Genomic DNA, 22,808 nt, shown 5'->3' with positions numbered 1-22,808 from the left:
AGGAGGCCTCCCCGATAGATGCCTCCTTAGTGAAAATTAACTATTTTCAAGAATAGTATTAACTGTGGTTCGATCACAAGCTTTAACTAACTTCACCAATAATTCCTTGGCTGCCAAATAATCATCTACATGGATGATGGAAGCATGGGTATGGATATATCGAGAGCATATTCCGATAACAGCACTTGGTATTCCTTCATTAGCAAGGTGGACTTTTCCTGCATCTGTGCCCCCTTGTGATACAAAATATTGATATGGAATATGATGAGTTTCTGCTGTATCTAGTACAAATTCTCTCATTCCGCGGTGGGTCACCATGGACCGATCCAAAATACGAAGGAGAACCCCTTTTCCAATGTGACCAAACTCATTTTTATCTCCTGTCATATCATTTGCAGGGCTTGCATCTAAAGCAAAAAAGAGATCCGGCTTAATCATATTAGCTGCTGTTTGAGCACCTCTAAGGCCGACTTCCTCTTGAACTGTTGCCCCAGAATAAAGGATGTTCGGCAATTTTTCACCTTTCAATTCTTCTAATAATTCAATCGCTAATCCGCAACCATAGCGGTTATCCCAAGCTTTTGCCATAATCTTTTTCTCATTTGCCATGACGGTAAATGGGCAAATTGGTAAAATGGATTGTCCTGGCTTAATCCCGATTCTTTCTGCATCTTCTTTATCATCAGCCCCGATATCAATCTGCATATTTTTGATATCCATTGGTTTATTTTTTTGGCTTTCCTCTAAAAGATGTGGGGGAATTGAACCAATCACTCCAACAACCGGTCCATGATTCGTGATAATTTGCACTCTTTGGGCAAGTAACACCTGACTCCACCAACCACCAAGTGTTTGAAAACGAATCATCCCGTTTTTCGTAATAGAGGTGACCATAAAACCAACTTCATCCATATGCCCCGCAGCCATAATGGTTGGTCCCTTTTCATCGCCTCTTTTCACTCCGAAAATACTTCCTAAATGATCTTGAACCATTTCATCGGAATATTTGGCAAGCTCCGTGCGCATGAATTGACGAACTAGATGTTCATTTCCAGATGCCCCTGGTAACTCTGTTAATGTTTTAAAAAGCTCTAACGTTTTTTCATTCATGACGATGCCCCTCTTAATTTTATTTTTAACATAAATATGTATATGAATATTTTACAGAACTTCCTTTTGGCATTCCACTATAACAGTTTATACTATTCATCATATCTTAATTAAATTTGAAATATTTGCTATGATGGATCTATGATCATATAAAGGGAAGACTTTTTTTGTCGTGATGATTCCAAATGGAGGTGCTACATATGAACTGGAAAACCTTTTTATTAGGAATTGGAGCAGGTATTGTTGGTGGATATGTGACAAGTGAACTCATATCCAAAAAAACATTTATCTCTCCAGAAAAAGTATTGGAAAATGCGAAAAAATCATTTAAGGAACACGGATCCATTAATGGCTCTTGGATTAATATGACCGTCGAACCTTATGAAAAAGGAGTATTAGCATATAAGGTCTATAAAGGGGGCATTACAAGAGAAATAGAAGGCATTAATGAACAATATGAATTTATTTCTGACGCGTTAACAGGCACGATTATTGATGTTCAGAAACTTTGAACGAAAAAAGGTTATTTCTCTTCATAGAAAATAACCTTTTCTCATCCAATCTTAACTTTCAGCACCAGCTAGATTCCTTTTGATCTTTTCACTAATTTTATTTTCATCATCCCATTTCACCGCACGATAGATAGCGTCGTGATAAAAGGTAAACCAAGCATTGTGCTTTAATCCATATTCCGTCCATTTTTGTTTTGCCCATATGGAATTCATTGGATAATCATCATAAGCCATGACCCATAATACATTTTGATGGGCATGAGTCGGCATAATATCTGCCATATGAATCACAAAATCATCCTCATCTTTTATGAGAATAATGGCATGCCCATCGCTATGTCCACCAGTATGAATCATTTTAATCGGTCCCATTTCCCACTCATTTGAAAAAGTTTCTACCTGAGTTTGGATGGCTTCCCAATTTTCCTTCCAGTATGTACTTCGTGAGCGAATATTGGGTTCTCTCATTTCATCCCATTCGATTTGTGAAGTGATAATTTTGGCATTAGGAAAAGCAGAGCTGTATTCCCCATCCACTATATTTGTTAAACCACACGCATGATCAAAATGCAAATGGGTCATTAACACAAAATCAATTTGTTCACATGATAAACCAAGCTCTTGAAGAGAAGCTTCTATTTCAGATTCTTCTGTCACCCCAAAGTTTCTTTTTTGCTTTCCATCTAACTTTCCATTTCCTATGCCAGAATCTATGAGAAAATTCTTTCCCTCCCATTCAATTAGGATTGGATCTGTTCTTAATTCAATTTGGTTTTTTTCATTAAAAGGATATTTCTTCGACCACAGTGGCTTTGGTACGACACCAAACATGGCTCCTCCATCGAGATTTGTGACTCCTCCCTTTAACCATGTTAACCTTATATTGGTTAAGGACAATTTCTCCATCTTCAATCCCTCCTATCTTTATATTCCTTATTTTAACATGACTGATAAAAATTAGTAATCTTCTAAAAAAACATATAAAGAAAACTCGTCGATTGGCGAGCCATCAGGCAGAATTATAGTTTATTCCTAAAATTATCCATTACATCAACTTTCATCACCGCAGCCAATTAATACTTAAGGCATAAAAAAATAGAGCTAAAGAATAAGCCCTATTTATATCGAACCTCACATCGATAAATGCGGTTTCCTTTTGATGAAAATTTCTCTTCGTATTCCGTCATGATATTTTCTTCGAAATCACTGTTATGCAAATCAAGGCTTACAAAAATTAGCTGTAACCCATATTCCGAAAAACTCTTTAATGAATATTCAAAAAGTCCTTGATTATCAGTTTTAAAATGAATTTCACCTTGCTCGATGAGGATATCTTTATAAACATCTAAAAATGTTTTATAAGTTAACCGGCGTTTTTCATGACGTTTCTTTGGCCATGGATCGGAAAAATTCAAGTAGATGCGGTCCACATCCCCTTTTTCAAAATAACTTCGCAAATCCATAGCATTCACATTCATTAATTTCACATTTGGAAGATCTGCTTCAATCAAACGATCCAATGCCGTAGCAATAACGCTAATGGATAATTCAATCCCAATATAATTAATATGGGGATTCATTTTTGCCATTTGAGTAATAAAACGTCCTTTACCTGTCCCAATTTCAATATGAAGCGGTTGAGCTACTGGAAAGGCTTCCTGCCATTTCCCTTTATATGTTTCTTGCGATTGGATAACATATTGCGGGTATTGCTGTAATTTATCTTTCGCTCCAGGTTTATTTCTTTGTCGCATTTTTTGACACCCCTAAAAAATAATATCGTTCAAACCATAGCATGCAACATGAATTGTTGCAACTAGGATTTTTTTCGTATAAACAAGGAAAGGAATTCACATCATAAAGGTGAATTCCTTCTAATAAGAAAGGTAGTGAATCCATGCCAATCAGTCATACTGACCAAGTCAATTTATTAAAAGACATTCTTAGCAATCATCAAATGGATTGCTGTGGCTCGGTTTCTGAGTGTGAACAGCTTGAACGGTTAATCAAATCGCTTATGGCCAATTCAAATGTTCACAGCAATGTAAAAAACACGTTAGAGCAGGTTTATGATTATAGTCATAATGGAATCAATGCATCTAATTTAGATGAGCATATTGAGCTCCATAAAGATCAACTTTCACAATGGGTCAATGACATTGACCAATATTCCTAAAACTTAAAAATTTCTTCCAAATAATGAACGCGATTCTCCATTTCCTGAAATCGCAATTTTGTATGATACCATTGAACGGAAGTCAAAGTTTGTTCTAGCACATACCATTTCATTCGTAATAATAAATGTTCGGATAACTCTAACCCATAAATTTTGATCCAGGCATCCCATTCTTCACGAGGAATATAACAATATAAGAGCATCCCTAAATCAATAGCCGGATCACCAATCATCGCACCGTCCCAATCAATGAGATACAACTGGTTGTTTTCAGTAAGCAACCAGTTGTTATGATTGACATCACAATGACAAACCACTTTCTCTTTATATTGAACATTTTGGAGCTCCGCTTGTAAAAATGATAATGACTTATTGATCAATGGCCGTTCTTTTAATTCAGGGGCAAGCTCTTCTTCAATACTTTGAAGAAGCTGATTCGGACTAAGTGGTGATTTCCCCAACCTCTTAAGCATTCTTAATAATGGTCCAGAACGATGAATTTTTCCCAATAGTTTCGCAATAATTTGCTGTTTCATTTCATGAGGCTTTAGTTCCCTACCTTCTAACCATTGTTGAGCAGAAATGACATCGCCATTTTCCATTCTTTTTGTCCAAACAAGCTTTGGGACAATTCCTTCTGCTGATAGTACCGCAAGAAATGGAGAGGAGTTTCTCTTTAAGAATAGCCGTTGTTTGTCATGTTGAGCCAAAAATGCTTCTCCGGTTGCCCCTCCGGCTGGGACAATCTCCCATTCTTGTCCAAGTATGTGTTCCAAAATGTTCACCTTCAATTAATACGAATTAACATTATCTATTATTTAATCTATTATGGTTAGAATAAAAAAGACAGCTATTAAAACATATTTTTCAATAGCTATCTTTATAGATTTTATCCTTTACTCACTTTTTTCGTCAAGTACCTCTCCATATTACCATAATTTATGTAGAAATAGATGGTTTCATTCTATCTTTCTTTTAATCGTTTAGAATAATAGGAATGGCCTTTTGTCGAACCTTAACCTTTACAGGTGTACTTCCTGCAAGCTCACCATCCACATGGATAAGAAGGGGGGATGCCGTTTGAATGGAAATCTCTCTTCCTACAAAACTATGAACCTCTTTAAAGCGCACATGCCCTCCCCAAAAAACACTGATCGATACAAGTAATAGCTTTAGTTTGGAAAGATCATGAACAATCGTTATATTGAGAAGTCCATCTGATGCATTCGCATCGGGAGATATTTTCATTCCCCCTCCATAATAGGGCTGATTCGCGATCGTCACAAACCATGTTGAATGAAATTCATGAACAATTCCATCAATCGTTATTTGAACTTTTGTACATTGAAATGTAAATAAACTTCTTAATAAAATGATTGCATAAACAAAATTCCCTAATGATACGCGATTTAACCATTTTTTTACCCTTGACACTTCAGCCTCTTTGCAAATTAAGGCATCAAATCCTACACCCATATTATTGATAAAAAATATTTTTTCTTCATTTTCATTAACAATAAATCCGACATCAACTTGCCTCCCTTTTGCAGGAAGGGAATCGATGATAGTCTCTAGTGCTTTAAGCGGATTCTTTGGAATCCCGAATCCTCTAGAAAAATCGTTCCCTGAACCGCCGGGAATAAAACCTAAGCGCACACGTTCCTCATTTGAAATACTATTGATAGCTTCATTCAGGGTTCCGTCCCCGCCAATCACCACTATATTAAGGGTCTCCGTTCTTCCTTTAAATAAAGATGCAGCGATTTCCTTCACATGACCTCTATATTGACTTAATTGAGCGGTATAGGAGATATTCTTCGCCTGTAACTCCTTTTCGACCATCTGCCAAACTTTTTGCCCTTTTCCATTACCAGCCTGTGGGTTAATAATAAAATCCAGTCTTACCATTTAATCCATCCTTTTTAAATTAAATCATCCTGATTACTTTCATCTTCAGATTCCCATTCATGTCTTTTAAAGCTGGACGTTTGGCAAAATTGCAATAAAGCCTTAGCTGCTTTTAATTGCACATGCTTTAATGGGGAGCGATTGTTTCTTAAACTTTGAAACCATTCCTCATAATTTCTTTTTTCTACTAAAAACGTCCCATATGGGGCAGAAGGGTAATCTATATAACCATTTCTACTAATCATTACCTGATGAATCGGTAATTCTATATCGTATTTTTTGAATAAGGTTTGGACGATTTTATGGGTACGATTTAAGGCAAGTAAAGGATTTAATATTTTTTTCTCTTGGTTTTGAACTCTTTTCATCCAGAATCGTTCCTTGGAGCCAATATAGACCGCTTGATCTTCTTCCTCTAAAAACGTGATACAAAGAACTTCTGTCGGTGTTATCATGATACTTTCCACTTCAACAGGCGCTTTTTTTAATAGAAAAATCGGGCGATACATAATTAGATAGGTATCTGGAAACCGCTGAAGAAAATAGGCTAATTTCCGATCAAATAAATAGCTATTGTCCACATAGGATTTCTCCATTAAGGTAGAACTCGCCCACTTTAGCTGGAAGCGAATCAGCTGGTCAAGAAATTGCTGCTTCAATTCTAATTTTGTTTGTGGACGAACGGCAAAGATTGGTTGAAATAGGACGGCTGATTCCTCTTCCTGAAGTCCATCATCTCCTTCCAATTCCACTTCCTCTTTATTAGCTTCGTGTCTTTTTCTAATCTTTAAAGCTCCCTTGATCTTTTCAAAAAAGGTCGGACTGTCCTCTTCGAACCAGTCGAGTGCAGATGTATCATCTTGTTGTTCGCTAAACTCTCCTTCATGGTTCTCCCAAGCAAAAACAACCTTTTCCCAATGCTGTTTCTTTAATCGAACATACCTTGCCGGATATAGAAATATATTTTGTTCATAACGTGAAACATAATCTTGTAATTTAATTAATTGTCCCATTATTCTTTGCCCCACTCTTTTTTTCTTGTTCTCTTTGTCATTCAGTGGAAACAATATTTACAATTGTACAAACTGAAATATCAAAAAATGGATGGTTCTTTTAATTTATAAAGCGAAATAGCTTCATATTTTGGAGTTTGATTAAGATTTGTTTGATAAAGGACAACCTCCTTTATTTCGCATTCTACTCGACTCAGCCGATCTTGCTGCAGTTGAATTAGCCTCTCAGGTTCAAAGGGAGTTTCCCCTCCCCATTTTCGAGCAAGAGTGATATGGGGGTTAAAGGGTCTTGTCTCTAATGAAAATCCTGCTTCCGTACATGCTTTATAAACATCCGCTCTTAAATCATCCAGCCTTTGTTCTTTATCTAGTCCAGCCAAAAAAATTCTCGGTGCATCCTTCTTACCGAATACCCCTAAATGATTAATCGCTAAGGGAAATGAAGTGTGGCTATGCAACTTAGAGGCCACATTCTCTTTCGCTCTATCCAAAGTTTCTTGAGGCGCTCCACCCAAAAAAGCTAACGTAATATGATAGTCCTGCTCATGTACCCACCTTTTAAAAGGAAATGGCTCAATTATTCTCTGACACATTAAAGATAATTTTTGTTTTATTTCCAAAGGTAGACGAATGGCAAAAAAATAATGTTGTCTGTTCTCCATCAACAATCCTCCATTTCCATTATTTTATCAAATTCAAAATTAATTTCCTAATAAAAAATAGAGCCCAAATCCATGTTGATGAACGAGAAGTACAAATTTCTTCATCGAATATTCGCTTTAGTCATAGTGCTTTCAACTTATTGATATTTTGTCCATTTGACCAATTCTGATAAAAACTTTTTACTACTTTCTTCTTTTTTACTTTAAATGCACTCTTGAATTTTCCCGTTTCCCCCTTGTAAGTATCTTTTCCAAATATATCATCTTTCAAAAAATACACTAGACGTGCATTTCTCAAAATGGATACAAAAATGCCACAGTACCAAGGACTGTGGCATGAATAATAATAACAAAATAGCAACTATAAAAATGGACTTTCCCCAATTATTTTGCTAATTCATAAATTGCTTGCGCGTATATCGCGGTTGCCTTATAGAGGTCTTCGATGTCCATATATTCATCCTTTTGGTGAGCGACATCAGGACGTCCTGGAAAAAGCGGACCAAATGCAACAGCCGTTTTTAAGGCACGTGCATAAGTGCCTCCTCCAATAGAAATCAACTCCGCTTTTTCCCCCGTTTGTTCCTCGTATACCTTCTTTAATGTTTGAATAAGAAATTCCTTTTCATCAACATGGTGCGGTTTTGAATCCGAATAGTTCTCTAATCTGAAGCCATCTTTTTCAATCGCACTTTCAATTTTCTTTTTTGTTTCATCCATTTCATTTGTAACTGGGTAGCGTAAATTCAATCCTAAAGTACCACCTGTTTCTTGCTCATATCTCATTTTTCCAACATTAATGGTTAAATCCCCAGTAATATCATCTGCATAGGCAACACCTAAGCGTTTTCCTCTTGAGTCCCCTAAAAAATACTTTGAAATAAATTCAAAATACTTTTCGGCCTGAACATCAATCGCAAGAGTTGTGATAAAATCAGCTAAAATGAAGCCAGCGTTCACTCCATGTTCTGGTTCCATACCGTGAGCTGATTTTCCTTCTACTTCCAGATTGATTTCGCCATTATCTAATTGAGCTTGACCCTTCACTGCTTTTTCTTGAAGGAAGTTTTCAAATTTTTGTTTCACTGCATCAAGATCGTCACTAGCAATAGTTGCCTTAGCAAAATCCGGGACCATATTATATCTAAGTCCTGATGAAAAGCTGATTACTTTTGTTTTTCCCTCATGATCCAACCGATCGTTTTTTGTTTGCACAAGATCAAAATCTGAAATTCCTTTTTCAGCAAAGATAATAGGAAAATCCGCATCTGGTGCAAACCCCATTGTTGGCATTTCTTCATTTTCGAAGTAATGATCAACACAACGCCAATCACTTTCTTCATCCGTTCCAATAATCATTCGCACGCGTTTATTTAATGGTAAGCCAAGCTCTTTCACGATTTTCATGGCATAATAAGCAGCCATTGTTGGTCCCTTATCATCAATAGCACCACGGGCATAGATTTTCCCCTCACGAATTTCCGCTTCATATGGATCGCTCGTCCAGCCATCACCTTCTGGAACCACATCTACATGACACAAAATCCCGATTAATTCTTCTCCATGTCCAAACTCTAAATGTCCAGCTAAGTTGCCTACATTTTTAGCCGTAAAACCATCCTTCTCTCCAAGCTTTAACATAAAGTCTAAAGCTTCCTTAACTCCTTTTCCGAGGGGAGCTTCAGGCGTCATATGTTCTTCATTTAGAACACTTTTAATTTTTAAGAGTTTTTTTGCATCCTCTATTAAGGATTCCTTTCTTGAATCTACTTCTTGCATCCAATCAATGCTCATCATAATCCTCCTCATTTGTATGTATTCATTCTGTAAATTATCCCTTATACCCATTAAGAAGCGTAATGAGGAATTTTCTTCAGTGAAGCCTTATTACCCGTAAAAATCAAAATAGCGAGCGCTTCTCCTAATTTTGAGAATATCGATTTAATCCTGATTTTGCAAGCGATTGCCCTATGCAATCCGATATACTTATCATAGTTGAAAAATTCCAAAAAATGAATTTTTTATCATAATTTCCTTGTCCTATTCATTATTGTATAGTACAACAACTATAGGAGGTGGTTTTCATCGATCCACTGTTGGAATAAATTTCGACTAAATCAGTACGAAGGTCTAGAAATTTTTTGCAAATAAAGCTACAATAATAGTGTAGTGAAACATCTAGAATTCTTAGACGATTTTAAAAAAAGGGGTTGTCTGGGGAAAAGAAAATTACATAATTCTATATCTTCATGAAGCTGTCGTTGCTGGATTTTGCCCCAGGTTTGAAAAATGGATAGGGAGTGGTTTTTTGAAACCTTCGACTAACCGGATGTTAAACCGTATTAAATCAGTCTACATGTTTATTAGTAAGCATGGTACCGTTACAACTCAGGAGCTTGTAGATGAATTTGGTATTACCCCTCGTACGATTCAAAGGGATTTGAATGTTCTAGCGTATAATGACCTAGTGGAAAGCCCTAGCAGGGGAAAATGGACAACAACAGAGAAGAAAGTGAAAATATCATCTTAAGAATAGCAATAAATACAATTTTCCTTATTGAGATGGCTCTCAAAGTTAGGGTAACATTAGAAACAAATGATCGTTCATTCTGAACCAAAATCTTTTTCACATTGTCAAAATGAGAACCCTTTTTTGAGAGAACATCTCTTTTTATTTATTTTTCATAATCCCGTAGCAGTTGTATTTCTTCTTCCGTCAACTCTCGATATTCTCCAAGCTCTAAATCCTCATCTAAAACGCAAGGCCCCATTGATAGTCTTTTTAAGTAAATCACCCGTTTTCCAACCGCCTCAAACATTCGTTTCACTTGATGAAATTTTCCTTCCGTGATGGTTAATTCAATCTCTGAACGAATCCCTGAATGGAGAATAGTTAATTCGCCTGCCTTTGTTACATATCCGTCTTCCAATACAACTCCTGCTTTAAAACTTGAAATATCCTGATCTGTCACAACTCCATCAATAATAGCAAAATAGGTTTTGGGAACATGTTTTTTGGGCGAAAGCAAGCGATGGGCAAGCTGACCATCATTGGTTAATAATAAAAGCCCTTCCGTATCTTTATCTAGTCTACCCACAGGAAAAGGCGCAAAGACTCGATCCTCTTCTTCTAATAAATCAATAACCGTTTCCATCTCCATATCCTCTGTTGCTGAGATTACTCCAGGAGGTTTATTCATCATTAAATAAATAAACTCTTTATATTCAACGATCTCTCCGTTTACCATCACCACATCTATCTGCGGGTTAACATGCTGTTTTGCATCCTTGATGGCCATATCATTTACCATAATCTGACCATCCTTTAAAAGCTTTTTAACTTCCTTCCTACTTCCAAAGCCTAGATTGGCAAGCATTTTATCAATTCTCATATTTTTTATTTCCTCCATTTTCACAAAAAACTGGGCGAATATCCGTTACCTAAGTTTTAAAAGAGCATAGACTGCTAACATGGTTTAGAAAAATGCTAAGGAGATGGTGTGATGTATTACCCTCAACAACAACAACAAGGATATGAATTTTATCCGCCTGCTGATCCAAGAACACAAAGCTTTCCTGGTGGTGTCTTCCCAGGAGGGGGATTTGGAAATATCAATCGACGTTTAGATCAGCTTGATCGTCGTGTAGAGCGTTTAGACAATCAAGTTGACCGTATTAACAGGAGATTGGATCGTATTGAAAGACGATTAGGAATTAGGGATGAATACGCACAATATTAACAAAAGAAGGAGGCTGTCTGATTCTTCAGGGCCTCCTTTTTATATCAACAGACTTTTCTAGTTTAACCAAATATTCTTAACTTCTTCTTTAACCGATCTGCTCTTTCACCGAATAAGAAATTAATCAATTTCGTCTTATACCCTAAGTAAAAGTAAACCAAGACTCCGACCGCTGCGCAAGTACCAATAATAATCAGGGACTGCATCCGCAATTCAGATGATAAAAACATGGTAAGAATAATATAAACCGCTTTAACCAAGGCATACATAATAGCCGTAAAAATAATAATAAGCAGGCTTCTTCTCCAAACCAAGCGAAATTGGTATTTCGAGAATATTTTAATCACAATCAAGTTAATGATGATAGCAGCTAAATATCCTGTAGAAGTGGCCATAATCGCTCCATCTGTCTGAAATAATTTGATTAAAGGGATATTCAAACTCAATTTAAGCAGAATGCCAACTAATAAGCTTAATATCGTAAATCTCTGTTCATTAATTCCTTGAAGAATGGCTGCTGTAACAGAGTAAAGTGAAAATAATATAGCAACAGGGGCATAATGCCCAAGAACCACTCCCCCCATTGGGTCATATCCATAGAAAGCGGTATAAATAGGTTCAGCTAGCATAGATAATCCAATGGAAGCCGGTAAAGTTAGAAATAACATGACCTGAAAAGTTTGATTTAATTGACGATTTAACTCTTTAAATTCCCCAGCAATAAAGGATTTTGTTACACTTGGAACAAGTGTTAATGAAAAGGCCGTTGCTAAAGATACCGGAATGATCACTAGCTTATGTGATTGATAATTTAGAATAGACAGAGCATCCTCTGACAGCTTCTCTAAACCAATCTCTACCATCGCTCTATTAAAGGTGAGCTGATCGATAAATTGGAATAATGGATTGGCGATTCCCACCAGCACAAAAGGTGCTGCATAAAGAATAATTTCCTTATACATTTCACGAAGAGAGATCTCCATGTCGCCATGATTCTCAAGTAAAAGTTCATCGAGATATGGTTTCCGCTTATACCAATACCAAATAAGGACAGCAAGACTTCCAATTCCTCCGATAAAAGCAGCAAATGTTGCAACACTTACAGCAGAAATTAGACTTCCCTTCATCACCTTTAAGACAATGAAAGCTCCTGCAAGCAGGAAGATGATTCGAACAAGCTGCTCAATCACCTGCGAGACTGCGGAAGGTCCCATTGATTGATGTCCTTGGAAGAAACCGCGAATTAAACTCATGAACGGAATGATAATCAAAGCGAAACTGACGGCACGAATCACGGTTGCCACATCATCCACACTTGAGGTTAAATCCTTATCATTAATCGTCATCCCTGCAAGGATTGGTGCTGCAAAATAAAGGATTAAAAATGAAACAATCCCGCTGATCATCATTATAATCAGCCCTGATTTAAATAGCTTACGTCCTACAGCATATTCTCCCATTGCATTGTATTTCGAGATAAATTTCGATACCGCTAGCGGTACACCAGCTGTCGCAATACTGATAAATATCGTATATGGGACATATGAATATTGATATAATACGGTCCCATGCTTACCGACAATTGCATAAAAAGGTATGACATAAAAGAGCCCGAGAAATTTTGATAAAAAAGTCCCCAATGTTAGAATGAAAGTTCCTCTCAAAAGCTTCGATGACATAAAATCCCTTCCTAACCTAAAATGCATAAAGTAAACACTTTATGCTTAAAGTACCAAAAACTTTATCAGAAAAGAATAATGCTACCATCATCTCATCTGAAATCTTTATCATAATTATTCATAAAATAGCATTTCAAATAAACATTTTAACATAGATATTTATACAAAATCTGTGAACTATTTTCTACATGTTTTTGATACACACTATTTGTAGTTTACCCTTCTTTCCTCCAATTCGCCAGTTTGACTTAAAGAAGAATTTCTTTATATTGGATTTTCAAATAAGCTATTTTACTATGGCTTATCAAAATCCAAATCTGAATAACTTCACTTTCTGCTAGCATGCAGCGAACCTCCCTCAGGTCGCGTACGCTCCTAATGGATTTTTCTTTTCTCGCAAATCCCTTAGGAGTTTACGTGTATTCAAACGTAAGAATTTTTTTAATAAACTGCAATATTTGAGAATATTACCTTCAAATAAAGGATCAATAAACTTTTTATCGGCTTGCATTTGTTTTATAATAATTGAACACGTTTAGTAATGAAAAATATGAAGTTGGTGAATCTATGTTTGATGTGATTGTTATCGGTGGTGGCCCTGCAGGATTAATGGCTTCCATCGCAGCTGGTGAGCAAGGAGCAAAAGTGCTTCTTATCGATAAAGGAGACAAGCTAGGACGGAAGCTAGCTATTTCAGGAGGTGGTCGCTGCAATGTAACCAATCGATTGCCGATTGATGAAATAGTCAAGCATATTCCAGGGAATGGTCGATTCCTCTATAGCGCCTTTTCCATCTTTAACAATGAAGATATTATTACATTTTTTGAAAATCTCGGAATCAAGTTGAAGGAAGAAGATCATGGCCGGATGTTCCCTGTTTCCAATAAGGCTCAATCAGTCATTGATGCACTCATCAATCGAATAAAAGAGCTACAGGTGAAATTGATGACAAACGCTCCAGTTATGGATATTGATTATGATAGCCATATAACAGTCAAACTACAAAATGGTCAAAGTTTTAAAAGTCATGCCGTCGTTATTGCCGTTGGTGGAAAATCGGTTCCCCATACCGGATCCACAGGAGATGGATATGCTTGGGCCCAAAAAGCTGGACATATGATCACAGATTTATTCCCTACTGAAGTGCCGCTTACTTCAAATGAACCGTTCATCCACAATAAAATATTGCAGGGGTTATCTTTAAGGGATATCAATTTAAGTGTACTAAATCCAAAAGGAAAACCCTTAATCACTCATCAAATGGATATGCTTTTTACCCATTTTGGCATAAGCGGTCCAGCCGTCTTACGCTGCAGTCAATTTGTCGTGAAAGCGATGAAAAAATGGAATATAGCAAATGTAACCATGAATATTGATGCGATTCCTTCCAAAAAAGAAGACGAGCTTTTTCAGGAAGTCTTAAAAATGGTCAAGACAGAACCAAAAAAGAGCATTAAAAATATTTTTAAAGGGTTGCTTCCTGAACGTTATCTTCTATTTCTCTTTGAAAAAAGCGAAATGGATCCGCTCACGATCGGAGCCAACCTTTCCAATGAAAAAATCAGGGGATTTGTTCATTTATGCAAACAATTTCAATTTCAAGTAAATGGTACATTGCCTTTAGAGAAAGCATTTGTAACAGGTGGAGGTGTTTCTGTGAAGGAAATAGAGCCACAAACAATGGCTTCTAAATTCATGAACGGCTTATATTTCTGTGGAGAAATCTTAGACATCCATGGCTATACAGGTGGTTACAACATTACCTCTGCTCTTGTAACCGGCAGACTTGCAGGGATAAATGCAGCGAAATATGCTTTACATGAATGATCCTAAGCCATGCTTCATCATAAAAAAGAGCTTGATTCCATCAAACCGAATCAAGCTCTATAAATGATCATAGCAGAAAAACAATAAATTTGATCATCTTCATCTTCCTGCATTGCTGCAATATTATATTTAATATCTAATAGCTTTTTCTCTTCGATCGTCTCTAAAAAACGATTCATTTCGATTTCAAGGTCTTTTTCGTGCTCTTGGTCGAACAGTTTTACTTGAATCATTTTTTCCCTCTCCCTCTCTTTTTCACATTCCTACCCAAAATGGAAGGATTTTATTCAGGAAAGGGATAATTTTTTTAGTTTGCCACAATATTAACAAGTTTACCTGGTACAGCAATCACCTTACGAATCGTTTTCCCATCAATCTGTTCTTTGACCTTATGATCATCCATCGCTAATTGCTCTAATTCTTCCTTTTTCATACCGGTTGGAACCATCATTTTGGCTTTTACTTTTCCATTAATCTGAACAACGATTTCCACTTCATTATCGACTAGCTTCGCTTCATCATAGGCTGGCCATGCTTGATAAGAAACAGTTCCACTATACCCAAGCTTCTCCCATAATTCTTCTGCTACATGAGGGCAAATTGGAGATAGCATTTTAACAAATCCTTCAATATAGGATTTAGGAAGTATAGTTGCTTTATAGGCTTCATTAATAAAGACCATCATTTGCGAAATCGCGGTATTAAAGCGAAGTCCTTCAAAATCCTCTGTCACCTTTTTCACAGTTTGATGATAGATCTTTTCCAGACTATTTGCTTCATCTGTATCTTGAATCTTTGGACTTAAGTTTCCATCCTCTTCCACTAATAATCGCCAAATGCGATCTAGGAAACGGCGAGAACCATCAAGCCCATTGGTAGACCATGCAATAGAAGCATCTAGTGGTCCCATGAACATTTCATATAATCGTAATGTATCAGCACCATGAGTATTGACAATTTCATCAGGATTCACGACATTGCCTTTTGATTTACTCATTTTTTCATTATTTTCACCAAGAATCATACCTTGATTAAATAATCGTTGGAATGGTTCTTTTGTCGTCACAGCCCCAATGTCATAAAGGAATTTATGCCAGAAACGAGCATATAACAAGTGAAGAACCGCATGCTCTGCACCACCAATATAAATATCGACAGGGAGCCATTCCTTTAACTTTTCAAGATCAGCGAGCGCTTGCTCGTTTTTCGGGTCAATATAACGTAGATAATACCAGCAGCTTCCTGCCCATTGTGGCATCGTATTCGTTTCACGACGACCTTTTTTCCCCGTAACAGGATCCACAACATGCACCCAATCCTCGATATTGGCTAATGGAGATTCTCCTGTACCTGATGGCTTGATTTCTTTTGTTTTTGGAAGCATTAATGGCAGCTCTTCCTCTGGTGCAGCTGTCATTGTCCCATCTTCCCAGTGAATAATTGGAATAGGTTCACCCCAATATCTTTGACGGCTAAATAACCAATCACGAAGACGATAGGTCACCTTTTTCGTTCCAATACCTTTTTCCTCGAGCCAAGATATGATTTTTTGAATCGCTTCTTCTTTATTTAATCCATTCAAGAAATCAGAGTTCACATGTAGGCCTTCTCCAGTATATGCTTCTTTGATGACATCTCCACCTGCAACAACCTCTTTAATTGGCAAGTCAAATTTAAGTGCAAATTCATGATCGCGTTCATCATGACCTGGAACCGCCATAATAGCTCCTGTTCCATAACTTACTAATACATAATCAGCAATCCAAATCGGCATTTTTTCACCGTTTACTGGATTAATCGCAAATGCTCCAGTGAAGACTCCTGTTTTTTCTTTCGCTAAATCTGTACGCTCAAGATCGCTTTTAGATTTTATTTGATCTAAGTAAGCTTCTACGGCATCTTTTTGCTCTGTTGTTGTAATTTTTTCAACTAGGGCATGCTCTGGTGCAAGTACAGTGTATGTCGCACCAAATAAGGTATCTGGTCTCGTAGTAAATACTGTGAATGTATCGTCTAATCCGTCAATATGGAATGTAACCTCGGCACCCTCAGAGCGGCCAATCCAATTTCGTTGCATATCCTTTAAGCTTTCAGGCCAATCTAACTCTTCAAGATCCTCTAATAAACGATCCGCATAAGCAGTAATTCTTAACATCCACTGCTTCATTGGGCGGCGTTCAACTGGATGCCCACCGCGTTCACTTTTTCCATCAATGACTTCTTCATTGGCAAGCACGGTGCCAAGTGCTGGACACCAATTAACAGCTACTTCATCAATATAGGCTAAATCTTTTTCAAATAACTTTAAAAAAATCCATTGCGTCCATTTATAATAATCTGGGTCTGTTGTATTGACCTCCCTGTCCCAATCATAGGAGAAACCTAATGATTTAATTTGGCGACGGAATGTTTCAATATTTAACTTAGTGAAATCAGCTGGGTCATTCCCTGTATCTAATGCATATTGTTCTGCAGGAAGCCCAAATGCATCCCATCCCATTGGATGAAGAACATTATAGCCTTGCATTCGTTTCATTCTTGATAAAATATCTGTTGCCGTATATCCCTCAGGATGCCCCACATGAAGACCGGCACCAGATGGATATGGGAACATATCTAATGCATAGAATTTACGTTTCCCTTTATCTTCTGTTGTTTTAAAGGTTTTGGATTCTTCCCAATATTTTTGCCATTTTGTTTCAATTTCTTGATGATTGAAGCTCATCGTTTTTTTCCTCCTAAATTCTAAATATAGCCAAATATATTTGTTCATTTTATTGAGCTTTTTAAATAAAAAAACTCTCATCCCTATAGGGACGAGAGTTTATGTATCTTCTCCCGCGGTACCACCCACATTAGTGACGAATTTAAGTCACTCGCTTCATTCATCCTTAACGCGGTAAACGGCAAGCATTACTATGTTAGGGTTCATACTTGCAACTCAAGAGGTGAGTTCATAATGGGCCTGATTGACTCTCACCAGCCGTCAATTCTCTAAAACAGGCTTTTCACTATTACTATTCCTCGTCATAGTCATTTTTTATAAAATATAGTCATATTGTATTAAATTTAATTTGAATATGCAAGTCGTCAAAAAATTGTTGTCAAGTTCTTTTATTCACTTTCTTCGATTCTATTTTTTTGAAAGAAAAAGCCAGCTCATCGATGAGTTGGCTTTTAAGATGGAAGAGATGATACTATATTTCGCTTTTCTGTTAAAATATCGTTTAGAGATTGCTTTAATTGTATTTTCTGACTCCAGCCTATATTTTGTAACTCTAGAGGCTTAATGGACTCAAGCTTTTCATTCTCATCTTGTAAACCCTTAAACTGAAAATTGACTGTTGCCATGGAATGAAAAACGTTTATGATTTCCTTTAAGGTTCTCGGGTTCCCCGAACAAACATCATATATTTTTCCCGCTTCTCCCTTTGCAAACATATAATCATAGGCTAAAACTGCATCTCGCACATCAAGGAAATCCCGCTTTGCCAATAAGTTACTAACCTCTAAAAATTTACTTACGTCACAAAACTCCATCTTTGCAATTTTTTCAGCAAGAATAGAGCAGACTCCTTTTGATGGACCTGGACCGATTAAATTGGAAGGTTTAGCAATCATAATATTCATATGAAAGAGGGTTTGCCAAGCTTGGGCTGCTAACACCTGAATCGATTTACTAAAACTATAGGGATGAGTTGGAGTGGATATTTGATTAAGATCAGATTGTAGAGCAGAGCCTACGACGATGATTTTACAAAATGGAAAATGAACGCGAATGGATTCAATGAGATAGGCGGTCGAAACAACGTTGTTTTCAAAAGTCGCAAGCGGTTCCTTCCACGAAGTAGGGACATGATTTTGACCTGCAAGATGAAGGAGAAAATGTGGCTTAGTTTTGTGAATAAGTGCATCAACCCCTTGTTTATTGGTTAAATCACATTTCTCAATCAGCATTCCCTGATGTTCAAATGAAAGTGTCTTCCTTCTAACTACCCCTATTACTTGATAACCTTTGTTTAAAAAATGCTCACATGCATGAATGCCAGTAAAACCACTAGCTCCAGTAATCATGATTCTTTGCTGTCGACTCATTTTAAGTCTCTACCTTTCTTGAAATATGGTGACAGATGGAATCATCTAGTATCTGTTTTATCCCACTCTTAACGGACAGGAGGTCCTAGTCAGGCGAAGCCACAGGATGTGGCGTCCCTTGAGCGTGATAAGTGAAATAAGATTTTTCTTTGGGATTCAGCCCTTAGAAAAATCAATCAGGCTCTGCGTAACTAACCATCAGTGGGGGATGAATGGCAGACTAAAAGCGCGACGTCAACACATAAGTCTGCACACTTCACGTCCTGTGCGTCGAAAACCCCCACTGATGGAAGTTTCACTTTATATGAAGCACAACCGGAATGAAAAACTCAATTTACTTTTTGGAGTTGATAAGCATACGTTTTCGATAAACCTTCTAAAATATCTATTTGAGGAACCCATTTCAATGTTTGAACTATCTTGTGATTATCTAAGCAACTATGCTTTATATCTCCGATTCTCTCTTTTGTTCGAGCGGAATCAATTTTCACTCCATGAAGATCCGATAATATATCCACAACCTGATTGATTGATGTCTTTTTAGCTGTACTTGCATGAAAAATTTGTTGATTCTCATTATCCAATGCAGCTAAATTAGCGGTAACAATATCCTTTACAAAGATAAAATCTCTTGACTGCTCGCCATCCCCGTGAATGCTTAATGATTTTTTGTTTTGAATATGGTCAAGAAATACTGCGATAACGCCCCCTTCTCCTTTTGGCAATTGCCTTGGTCCATAAACATTGGCATATCTGAGAATGGTAAAAGGAAGCTGGTAAAGCTCATAAAATATCCGAATATAGTTTTCTGCCGCCAGTTTAGATAACCCATAATAGGAAGCTGGATGGACTGGATCATCCTCTCTGATGATTTCTTTTTGCAGATTTCCATAGACCGCAGAAGTAGAGGCAAAAATGAATTTCTTTACAGATGCATCTCTGCATGCCTCAAGAATATTGATTGTGCCAATTAAATTAACCTCTGCATCATATTTAGGATCAAGGATAGATTTACTAACATCTGCCTGTGCGGCCAAATGGAAAACCGCATCAGGCTTGAGCTGGATAATAATTTTCTTTGCTGTTTCACTACAAATATTGACAAGATGTAGCGATGCTTGCGGATTCTTAAATTGGAGTTTTCCAGTGCTTAAATTATCCAAAACATGAACCTCATCCCCTCTAGCTATGAGCGCATCTACAAGATGAGAACCTATAAATCCTGCTCCACCTGTAACGATAACCTTCATCATATAGTCTCCCTTTTATTTTTTACCAGTGTATGTCTTAGGAATAGATATGCTATAAGTCAGTTGACTAAAATCCCATTACTGGCCATAAGAAAGTACAAAGGGAGAATCTTAATTTGAAGGATCATTATGAATCACAGACGAAACAGGCAATTTATAGTCTTCTGGCAAGGATTGAATGATTTCATTCCACACTTCATCATCAACAAATACTTCTTCCCCAACTGCTGTATAATCAAATAAAGAATCAAAGGAATGGCCAGACATCGGTTTAAAGATTCCCATGGAATCTGGATTAGGAAGAATATAATCTTCTGGAAGGATTTCTTTGATTGGCTCCCAAGTAGTTGGATCCACGAACACCTCAACAGATGCAACATCTTCTGTAAAGAGCTCACTGAAATTCATGCTGCTCATTGGTTTAAAGGTTTCTAAGGCAAAAGGATTGGGGATGACATAGTAATCAGGAAGAGCCTTTTCGATCACTCCCCAAATTTCCGGATCAACAAACACCCCATTAATACTCGTCGGATTTGAGAATAAGGCATTGTAGTGATTGGCATTCATTTTTCGCATCACAATGCCAATGCTTTCATTTGGAAGGGAGTATCTATCTGGTAAACTGTTTGAAATTTTCCCCCAAATATCGGCATCAACAACCAAATTCGTAAGCGGAGTTTTCTCTGAAAATAACAGATTGTAATGATCCCCAACAAATGGTTTAAGAATTAAGATTGTTTGCGGATTGGGCATAATAAATCCCTTAGGAAGATTGGCTGATAACCTCTTCCATAGCTTTTCTGAAATAATAATCTCCGGATTCAGAATCGTTTGAGAGAAATACGGATTCAGGCGATTGCTATTGACATATGGGAATTCAGGGCTCTCTTCTAGTGGCTCCACCACCGCTGGCTTTGGCTCAGGCTTACGCCATAAACTGTTCCATATATTTCTCCCCCATGAGACAGAATTTACTAACCAGACTTTAATCGATTGTAATATCGTCGTCATTCTCTAAGACCTTCTCCCGCTTTGTAATCGCCTCATTGTACACATCCAATAATGATCTAATCCCTTTTTCAAGAGACCAGTGGGTCATTCCCCATTTCTTGGCATTTGAACCTAATGTTTTTCTTAAGCGATCATTTTGAAGGAGCCGTTCTATTTTTTCAGATAATGCATCAGGATCTTCAGGGGGAGCAAGCAATCCTGTCACTCCGTCCTCAACCATTTCTGGAAGACCACCCACTGCACTCACGATGGCAGCTTTTCCTGAAATCTGAGCTTCAATTAAAGACAAAGGCTGATTTTCGATAAGACTAGGAAGAACATAAATATCTGCATTTGCTAAAAGGCTTGGAATATCATCCCTTTTTCCAAAGAAAAAGACATCATCCTCGATTCCAAGAACCTTACTTTGTATCTTTAATTCTGCTTGTTTTTCACCGGACCCAACAATCCAACAAACCCAATCATTACGTTTTTCTTTTAATTTTCCTAAAGCCTTTAATAAATGCTGAACCCCTTTCAGCTCTACAAGTCTACCTGTAAAAATAATAACCTTTTTATCCTTAGGTCGGACAATAGCGGATTTCTGTTTCGCTTTCCTAATGAAATTCTCTGTATCAAAGCCATAATGGAGTACTTTAATTTGTTCCGGATTGACTTGAAACTCATTGGTTAATACATTCTTCAGCCAGTTATTTGCTACTATGGTCACTTCTGCTGTCGATGCACCTATATGCTCCAAATCATCATAATAAGCCCTCGCCATATATGAGTTATTAGATTTGTGGTAGGAATCAATTTGATGTCTAATTTCATGAGCAACAGAACCGTGGAGAGTGGAGACTAAAGGTGTGGATTTAGGGCGTATCCGATTAATACAGGCTGTTGAAATTACATCCTGTGTATGAATCAAATCATATTTATCTAATCCTAAATAAGCTGCTCCTAGTTCAAATACATACCGTTGGAATTCAGTATATTCCACCAATTTATTAGCATAAATGGCAGGATAGTTTTGGGGATTTATTTTTGCTTGTAACAAAGGGAGAATCTTTTCTTTTGAAATTTTTCTCCCCTCGTTGACAATATGGACACTGTTATTTTCATCTCCATATCCAAGCAAATCCACCTCATGACCTAGCTGCTCCAATTTATTCTTGAGCTGAACCATATAATTCCAAACACCACCCAAATGTGGCACATCCCAATATGTGGCTAACAAGATTTTCATTCATGCATCTCTCCTAATGATTGTCGTATACATACACAATATTTAATGAGGTACAAGAATGTATAGACCACTATCTTAGGACAAAAGGAATTTTTTCTACCATTTTCACTAATATTTCGACCTTTCTTAGTAAATTCGCACCATTTGAAGAATGATTGGGGTTCCCAGAAGGGGAAAATCATCCGTTTTTAAAATCAGTTTCCCTTTCTTGACTTCATAATTTATTTTGGGTTGCAGCACCCCATTGATAAAAAGATTGACATAAGAATAATCCTTAGGATCATGTATCGATTGTTGTCCGTAGCCATCGACAGCATCTTGTTCGGAAAAGATTCTTTTTTTGCCGTCAGCTACCACAAAAAATTCATGTGTAATCACTTTTTTAGGAGAAGAAACACGAATTTCTTCAAGAGGAAGTTTTGGAATTTTGATAAACGGAGAGGACATCTTTGTCGAGATACTAAGGATATAAGAACCTTGTTTATTCATTTTTTCATTATCCCCCCAAAAGCCGCCTTTCTATGAATAATTAGCTTTAGGTTTTTTTCTTATTGCATTATATAAGTAAACCTTTAAATAAGTGTGAAAAAATAGGTC

General features: G+C 37.0%; 22 protein-coding genes and 1 other annotated feature. Of the genes, 5 read left to right on the top strand and 17 right to left on the bottom strand.

Going from position 1 to position 22,808, the window contains the following annotated elements; translation table 11 throughout:
* Positions 1 to 36 precede the first annotated feature (36 nt).
* Positions 37 to 1,110, bottom strand: coding sequence for a M42 family metallopeptidase (locus ACE38V_RS12620; protein ID WP_375841595.1), 1,074 nt, complete (start codon positions 1,108 to 1,110; stop codon positions 37 to 39).
* A gap of 200 nt (positions 1,111 to 1,310) precedes the next feature.
* Here ACE38V_RS12620 and ACE38V_RS12615 point away from each other — a divergent pair, with 200 nt between their 5' ends.
* On the top strand, positions 1,311 to 1,622 hold the full coding sequence (locus tag ACE38V_RS12615; RefSeq protein WP_375841594.1) for a PepSY domain-containing protein: 312 nt from the start codon (positions 1,311 to 1,313) through the stop codon (positions 1,620 to 1,622).
* Between the two features lie 51 nt (positions 1,623 to 1,673).
* Here ACE38V_RS12615 and ACE38V_RS12610 read toward each other — a convergent pair whose 3' ends face one another.
* Together ACE38V_RS12610 and trmB are read right to left on the bottom strand one after the other, a co-directional pair.
* Positions 1,674 to 2,528 carry a YtnP family quorum-quenching lactonase gene (locus ACE38V_RS12610; protein WP_375841593.1) on the bottom strand — a complete coding sequence of 285 codons (855 nt, stop codon included), beginning with the start codon at positions 2,526 to 2,528 and terminating at the stop codon, positions 1,674 to 1,676.
* 209 nt (positions 2,529 to 2,737) lie between these two features.
* Positions 2,738 to 3,376 (bottom strand): tRNA (guanosine(46)-N7)-methyltransferase TrmB, encoded by a 639-nt coding sequence (gene trmB / locus ACE38V_RS12605; protein WP_375841592.1) that lies wholly within the window; start codon positions 3,374 to 3,376, stop codon positions 2,738 to 2,740.
* Positions 3,377 to 3,519: 143 nt separating this feature from the next.
* Here trmB and ACE38V_RS12600 point away from each other — a divergent pair, with 143 nt between their 5' ends.
* Positions 3,520 to 3,798 (top strand): YtzH-like family protein, encoded by a 279-nt coding sequence (locus ACE38V_RS12600; RefSeq protein ID WP_375841591.1) that lies wholly within the window; start codon positions 3,520 to 3,522, stop codon positions 3,796 to 3,798.
* Here the strand turns inward: ACE38V_RS12600 and ACE38V_RS12595 are convergent.
* From ACE38V_RS12595 to pepV, 5 genes are all read right to left on the bottom strand, one after another.
* Positions 3,795 to 4,574 carry a phosphotransferase gene (locus ACE38V_RS12595; protein ID WP_375841590.1) on the bottom strand — a complete coding sequence of 260 codons (780 nt, stop codon included), beginning with the start codon at positions 4,572 to 4,574 and terminating at the stop codon, positions 3,795 to 3,797. The two genes, ACE38V_RS12600 and ACE38V_RS12595, sit on opposite strands and share 4 nt — an antisense overlap.
* A gap of 199 nt (positions 4,575 to 4,773) precedes the next feature.
* A complete protein-coding gene (locus ACE38V_RS12590; RefSeq protein ID WP_375841589.1) occupies positions 4,774 to 5,706 on the bottom strand; it encodes a diacylglycerol/lipid kinase family protein in 933 nt (310 codons plus the stop codon).
* Between the two features lie 14 nt (positions 5,707 to 5,720).
* Positions 5,721 to 6,719 carry a nuclease-related domain-containing protein gene (locus tag ACE38V_RS12585; protein ID WP_375841588.1) on the bottom strand — a complete coding sequence of 333 codons (999 nt, stop codon included), beginning with the start codon at positions 6,717 to 6,719 and terminating at the stop codon, positions 5,721 to 5,723.
* An 80-nt stretch (positions 6,720 to 6,799) separates the two neighbouring features.
* Complete coding sequence (gene thpR / locus ACE38V_RS12580) at positions 6,800 to 7,381, bottom strand: RNA 2',3'-cyclic phosphodiesterase (protein WP_375841587.1); 582 nt, start codon at positions 7,379 to 7,381, stop codon at positions 6,800 to 6,802.
* 384 nt (positions 7,382 to 7,765) lie between these two features.
* Positions 7,766 to 9,178 (bottom strand): dipeptidase PepV, encoded by a 1,413-nt coding sequence (gene pepV, locus ACE38V_RS12575; RefSeq protein ID WP_375841586.1) that lies wholly within the window; start codon positions 9,176 to 9,178, stop codon positions 7,766 to 7,768.
* A 511-nt stretch (positions 9,179 to 9,689) separates the two neighbouring features.
* Here pepV and ACE38V_RS12570 point away from each other — a divergent pair.
* Positions 9,690 to 9,911, top strand: coding sequence for a DeoR family transcriptional regulator (locus ACE38V_RS12570; RefSeq protein ID WP_375841585.1), 222 nt, complete (start codon positions 9,690 to 9,692; stop codon positions 9,909 to 9,911).
* A gap of 145 nt (positions 9,912 to 10,056) precedes the next feature.
* On the opposite strand, the gene ACE38V_RS12565 is transcribed toward ACE38V_RS12570, so the two are convergent.
* Complete coding sequence (locus ACE38V_RS12565) at positions 10,057 to 10,773, bottom strand: pseudouridine synthase (RefSeq protein ID WP_375841584.1); 717 nt, start codon at positions 10,771 to 10,773, stop codon at positions 10,057 to 10,059.
* Between the two features lie 111 nt (positions 10,774 to 10,884).
* Here ACE38V_RS12565 and ACE38V_RS12560 point away from each other — a divergent pair, with 111 nt between their 5' ends.
* Positions 10,885 to 11,121, top strand: a complete 237-nt coding sequence (locus ACE38V_RS12560) for a hypothetical protein (protein WP_375841583.1) — start codon at positions 10,885 to 10,887, stop codon at positions 11,119 to 11,121.
* Between the two features lie 62 nt (positions 11,122 to 11,183).
* Here the strand turns inward: ACE38V_RS12560 and ACE38V_RS12555 are convergent, their stop codons facing one another.
* Positions 11,184 to 12,800: a putative polysaccharide biosynthesis protein gene (locus ACE38V_RS12555; protein ID WP_375841582.1), complete on the bottom strand. Its 1,617-nt coding sequence runs from the start codon at positions 12,798 to 12,800 to the stop codon at positions 11,184 to 11,186.
* Positions 12,801 to 13,367: 567 nt separating this feature from the next.
* On the opposite strand from ACE38V_RS12555, the gene ACE38V_RS12550 reads away from it, so the two are divergent.
* A complete protein-coding gene (locus ACE38V_RS12550) occupies positions 13,368 to 14,627 on the top strand; it encodes a BaiN/RdsA family NAD(P)/FAD-dependent oxidoreductase (RefSeq protein ID WP_375841581.1) in 1,260 nt (419 codons plus the stop codon).
* 50 nt (positions 14,628 to 14,677) lie between these two features.
* Here the strand turns inward: ACE38V_RS12550 and ACE38V_RS12545 are convergent, their stop codons facing one another.
* The 7 genes from ACE38V_RS12545 to ACE38V_RS12515 all read right to left on the bottom strand — a co-directional run bounded on the left by ACE38V_RS12545 (position 14,678) and on the right by ACE38V_RS12515 (position 22,700).
* The gene (locus tag ACE38V_RS12545; RefSeq protein ID WP_375841580.1) at positions 14,678 to 14,860 is read right to left on the bottom strand and encodes a sporulation protein Cse60; all 183 of its coding nucleotides are present in this window, start codon (positions 14,858 to 14,860) and stop codon (positions 14,678 to 14,680) included.
* A gap of 74 nt (positions 14,861 to 14,934) precedes the next feature.
* The gene (leuS, locus tag ACE38V_RS12540; protein ID WP_375841579.1) at positions 14,935 to 17,352 is read right to left on the bottom strand and encodes a leucine--tRNA ligase; all 2,418 of its coding nucleotides are present in this window, start codon (positions 17,350 to 17,352) and stop codon (positions 14,935 to 14,937) included.
* Positions 17,353 to 17,436: 84 nt separating this feature from the next.
* Positions 17,437 to 17,667 (bottom strand) — a binding site (T-box leader).
* A 137-nt stretch (positions 17,668 to 17,804) separates the two neighbouring features.
* The gene (locus ACE38V_RS12535; RefSeq protein ID WP_375841578.1) at positions 17,805 to 18,722 is read right to left on the bottom strand and encodes an NAD-dependent epimerase/dehydratase family protein; all 918 of its coding nucleotides are present in this window, start codon (positions 18,720 to 18,722) and stop codon (positions 17,805 to 17,807) included.
* Positions 18,723 to 19,051: 329 nt separating this feature from the next.
* Entirely contained in the window at positions 19,052 to 19,972 is a 921-nt protein-coding gene (locus ACE38V_RS12530) for an NAD-dependent epimerase/dehydratase family protein (protein ID WP_375841577.1), read from the bottom strand.
* Between the two features lie 111 nt (positions 19,973 to 20,083).
* On the bottom strand, positions 20,084 to 20,983 hold the full coding sequence (locus ACE38V_RS12525) for a hypothetical protein (RefSeq protein ID WP_375841576.1): 900 nt from the start codon (positions 20,981 to 20,983) through the stop codon (positions 20,084 to 20,086).
* Complete coding sequence (locus ACE38V_RS12520; protein ID WP_375841575.1) at positions 20,958 to 22,211, bottom strand: glycosyltransferase family 4 protein; 1,254 nt, start codon at positions 22,209 to 22,211, stop codon at positions 20,958 to 20,960. The genes ACE38V_RS12525 and ACE38V_RS12520 overlap by 26 nt, the downstream gene beginning before the upstream one ends.
* A 126-nt stretch (positions 22,212 to 22,337) precedes the next feature.
* Positions 22,338 to 22,700, bottom strand: coding sequence for a DUF4183 domain-containing protein (locus ACE38V_RS12515; protein ID WP_375841574.1), 363 nt, complete (start codon positions 22,698 to 22,700; stop codon positions 22,338 to 22,340).
* Positions 22,701 to 22,808 lie beyond the last annotated feature (108 nt).

Origin of the sequence: Cytobacillus sp. Hz8 (assembly GCF_042263505.1) — a bacterium.
GTDB lineage: Bacteria > Bacillota > Bacilli > Bacillales > Cytobacillaceae > Bacillus_BE.
This window is presented reverse-complemented; position numbering and strand designations above follow the sequence as displayed.

Bases quoted from the DNA above. Each gene is read 5' to 3' on its own strand.
- leuS (WP_375841579.1), bottom strand. From the start codon at position 17,352: ATGAGCTTCAATCATCAAGAAATTGAAACAAAATGGCAAAAATATTGG.
- pepV (WP_375841586.1), bottom strand. From the start codon at position 9,178: ATGATGAGCATTGATTGGATGCAAGAAGTAGATTCAAGAAAGGAATCC.
- ACE38V_RS12525 (WP_375841576.1), bottom strand. From the start codon at position 20,983: ATGACGACGATATTACAATCGATTAAAGTCTGGTTAGTAAATTCTGTC.
- ACE38V_RS12515 (WP_375841574.1), bottom strand. From the start codon at position 22,700: ATGAATAAACAAGGTTCTTATATCCTTAGTATCTCGACAAAGATGTCC.
- ACE38V_RS12565 (WP_375841584.1), bottom strand. From the start codon at position 10,773: ATGAGAATTGATAAAATGCTTGCCAATCTAGGCTTTGGAAGTAGGAAG.
- ACE38V_RS12585 (WP_375841588.1), bottom strand. From the start codon at position 6,719: ATGGGACAATTAATTAAATTACAAGATTATGTTTCACGTTATGAACAA.
- ACE38V_RS12610 (WP_375841593.1), bottom strand. From the start codon at position 2,528: ATGGAGAAATTGTCCTTAACCAATATAAGGTTAACATGGTTAAAGGGA.
- ACE38V_RS12520 (WP_375841575.1), bottom strand. From the start codon at position 22,211: ATGAAAATCTTGTTAGCCACATATTGGGATGTGCCACATTTGGGTGGT.
- ACE38V_RS12615 (WP_375841594.1), top strand. From the start codon at position 1,311: ATGAACTGGAAAACCTTTTTATTAGGAATTGGAGCAGGTATTGTTGGT.
- ACE38V_RS12535 (WP_375841578.1), bottom strand. From the start codon at position 18,722: ATGAGTCGACAGCAAAGAATCATGATTACTGGAGCTAGTGGTTTTACT.
- ACE38V_RS12560 (WP_375841583.1), top strand. From the start codon at position 10,885: ATGTATTACCCTCAACAACAACAACAAGGATATGAATTTTATCCGCCT.
- ACE38V_RS12550 (WP_375841581.1), top strand. From the start codon at position 13,368: ATGTTTGATGTGATTGTTATCGGTGGTGGCCCTGCAGGATTAATGGCT.
- ACE38V_RS12530 (WP_375841577.1), bottom strand. From the start codon at position 19,972: ATGAAGGTTATCGTTACAGGTGGAGCAGGATTTATAGGTTCTCATCTT.
- ACE38V_RS12620 (WP_375841595.1), bottom strand. From the start codon at position 1,110: ATGAATGAAAAAACGTTAGAGCTTTTTAAAACATTAACAGAGTTACCA.
- ACE38V_RS12590 (WP_375841589.1), bottom strand. From the start codon at position 5,706: ATGGTAAGACTGGATTTTATTATTAACCCACAGGCTGGTAATGGAAAA.
- ACE38V_RS12555 (WP_375841582.1), bottom strand. From the start codon at position 12,800: ATGTCATCGAAGCTTTTGAGAGGAACTTTCATTCTAACATTGGGGACT.
- thpR (WP_375841587.1), bottom strand. From the start codon at position 7,381: ATGGAGAACAGACAACATTATTTTTTTGCCATTCGTCTACCTTTGGAA.
- ACE38V_RS12545 (WP_375841580.1), bottom strand. From the start codon at position 14,860: ATGATTCAAGTAAAACTGTTCGACCAAGAGCACGAAAAAGACCTTGAA.
- trmB (WP_375841592.1), bottom strand. From the start codon at position 3,376: ATGCGACAAAGAAATAAACCTGGAGCGAAAGATAAATTACAGCAATAC.
- ACE38V_RS12600 (WP_375841591.1), top strand. From the start codon at position 3,520: ATGCCAATCAGTCATACTGACCAAGTCAATTTATTAAAAGACATTCTT.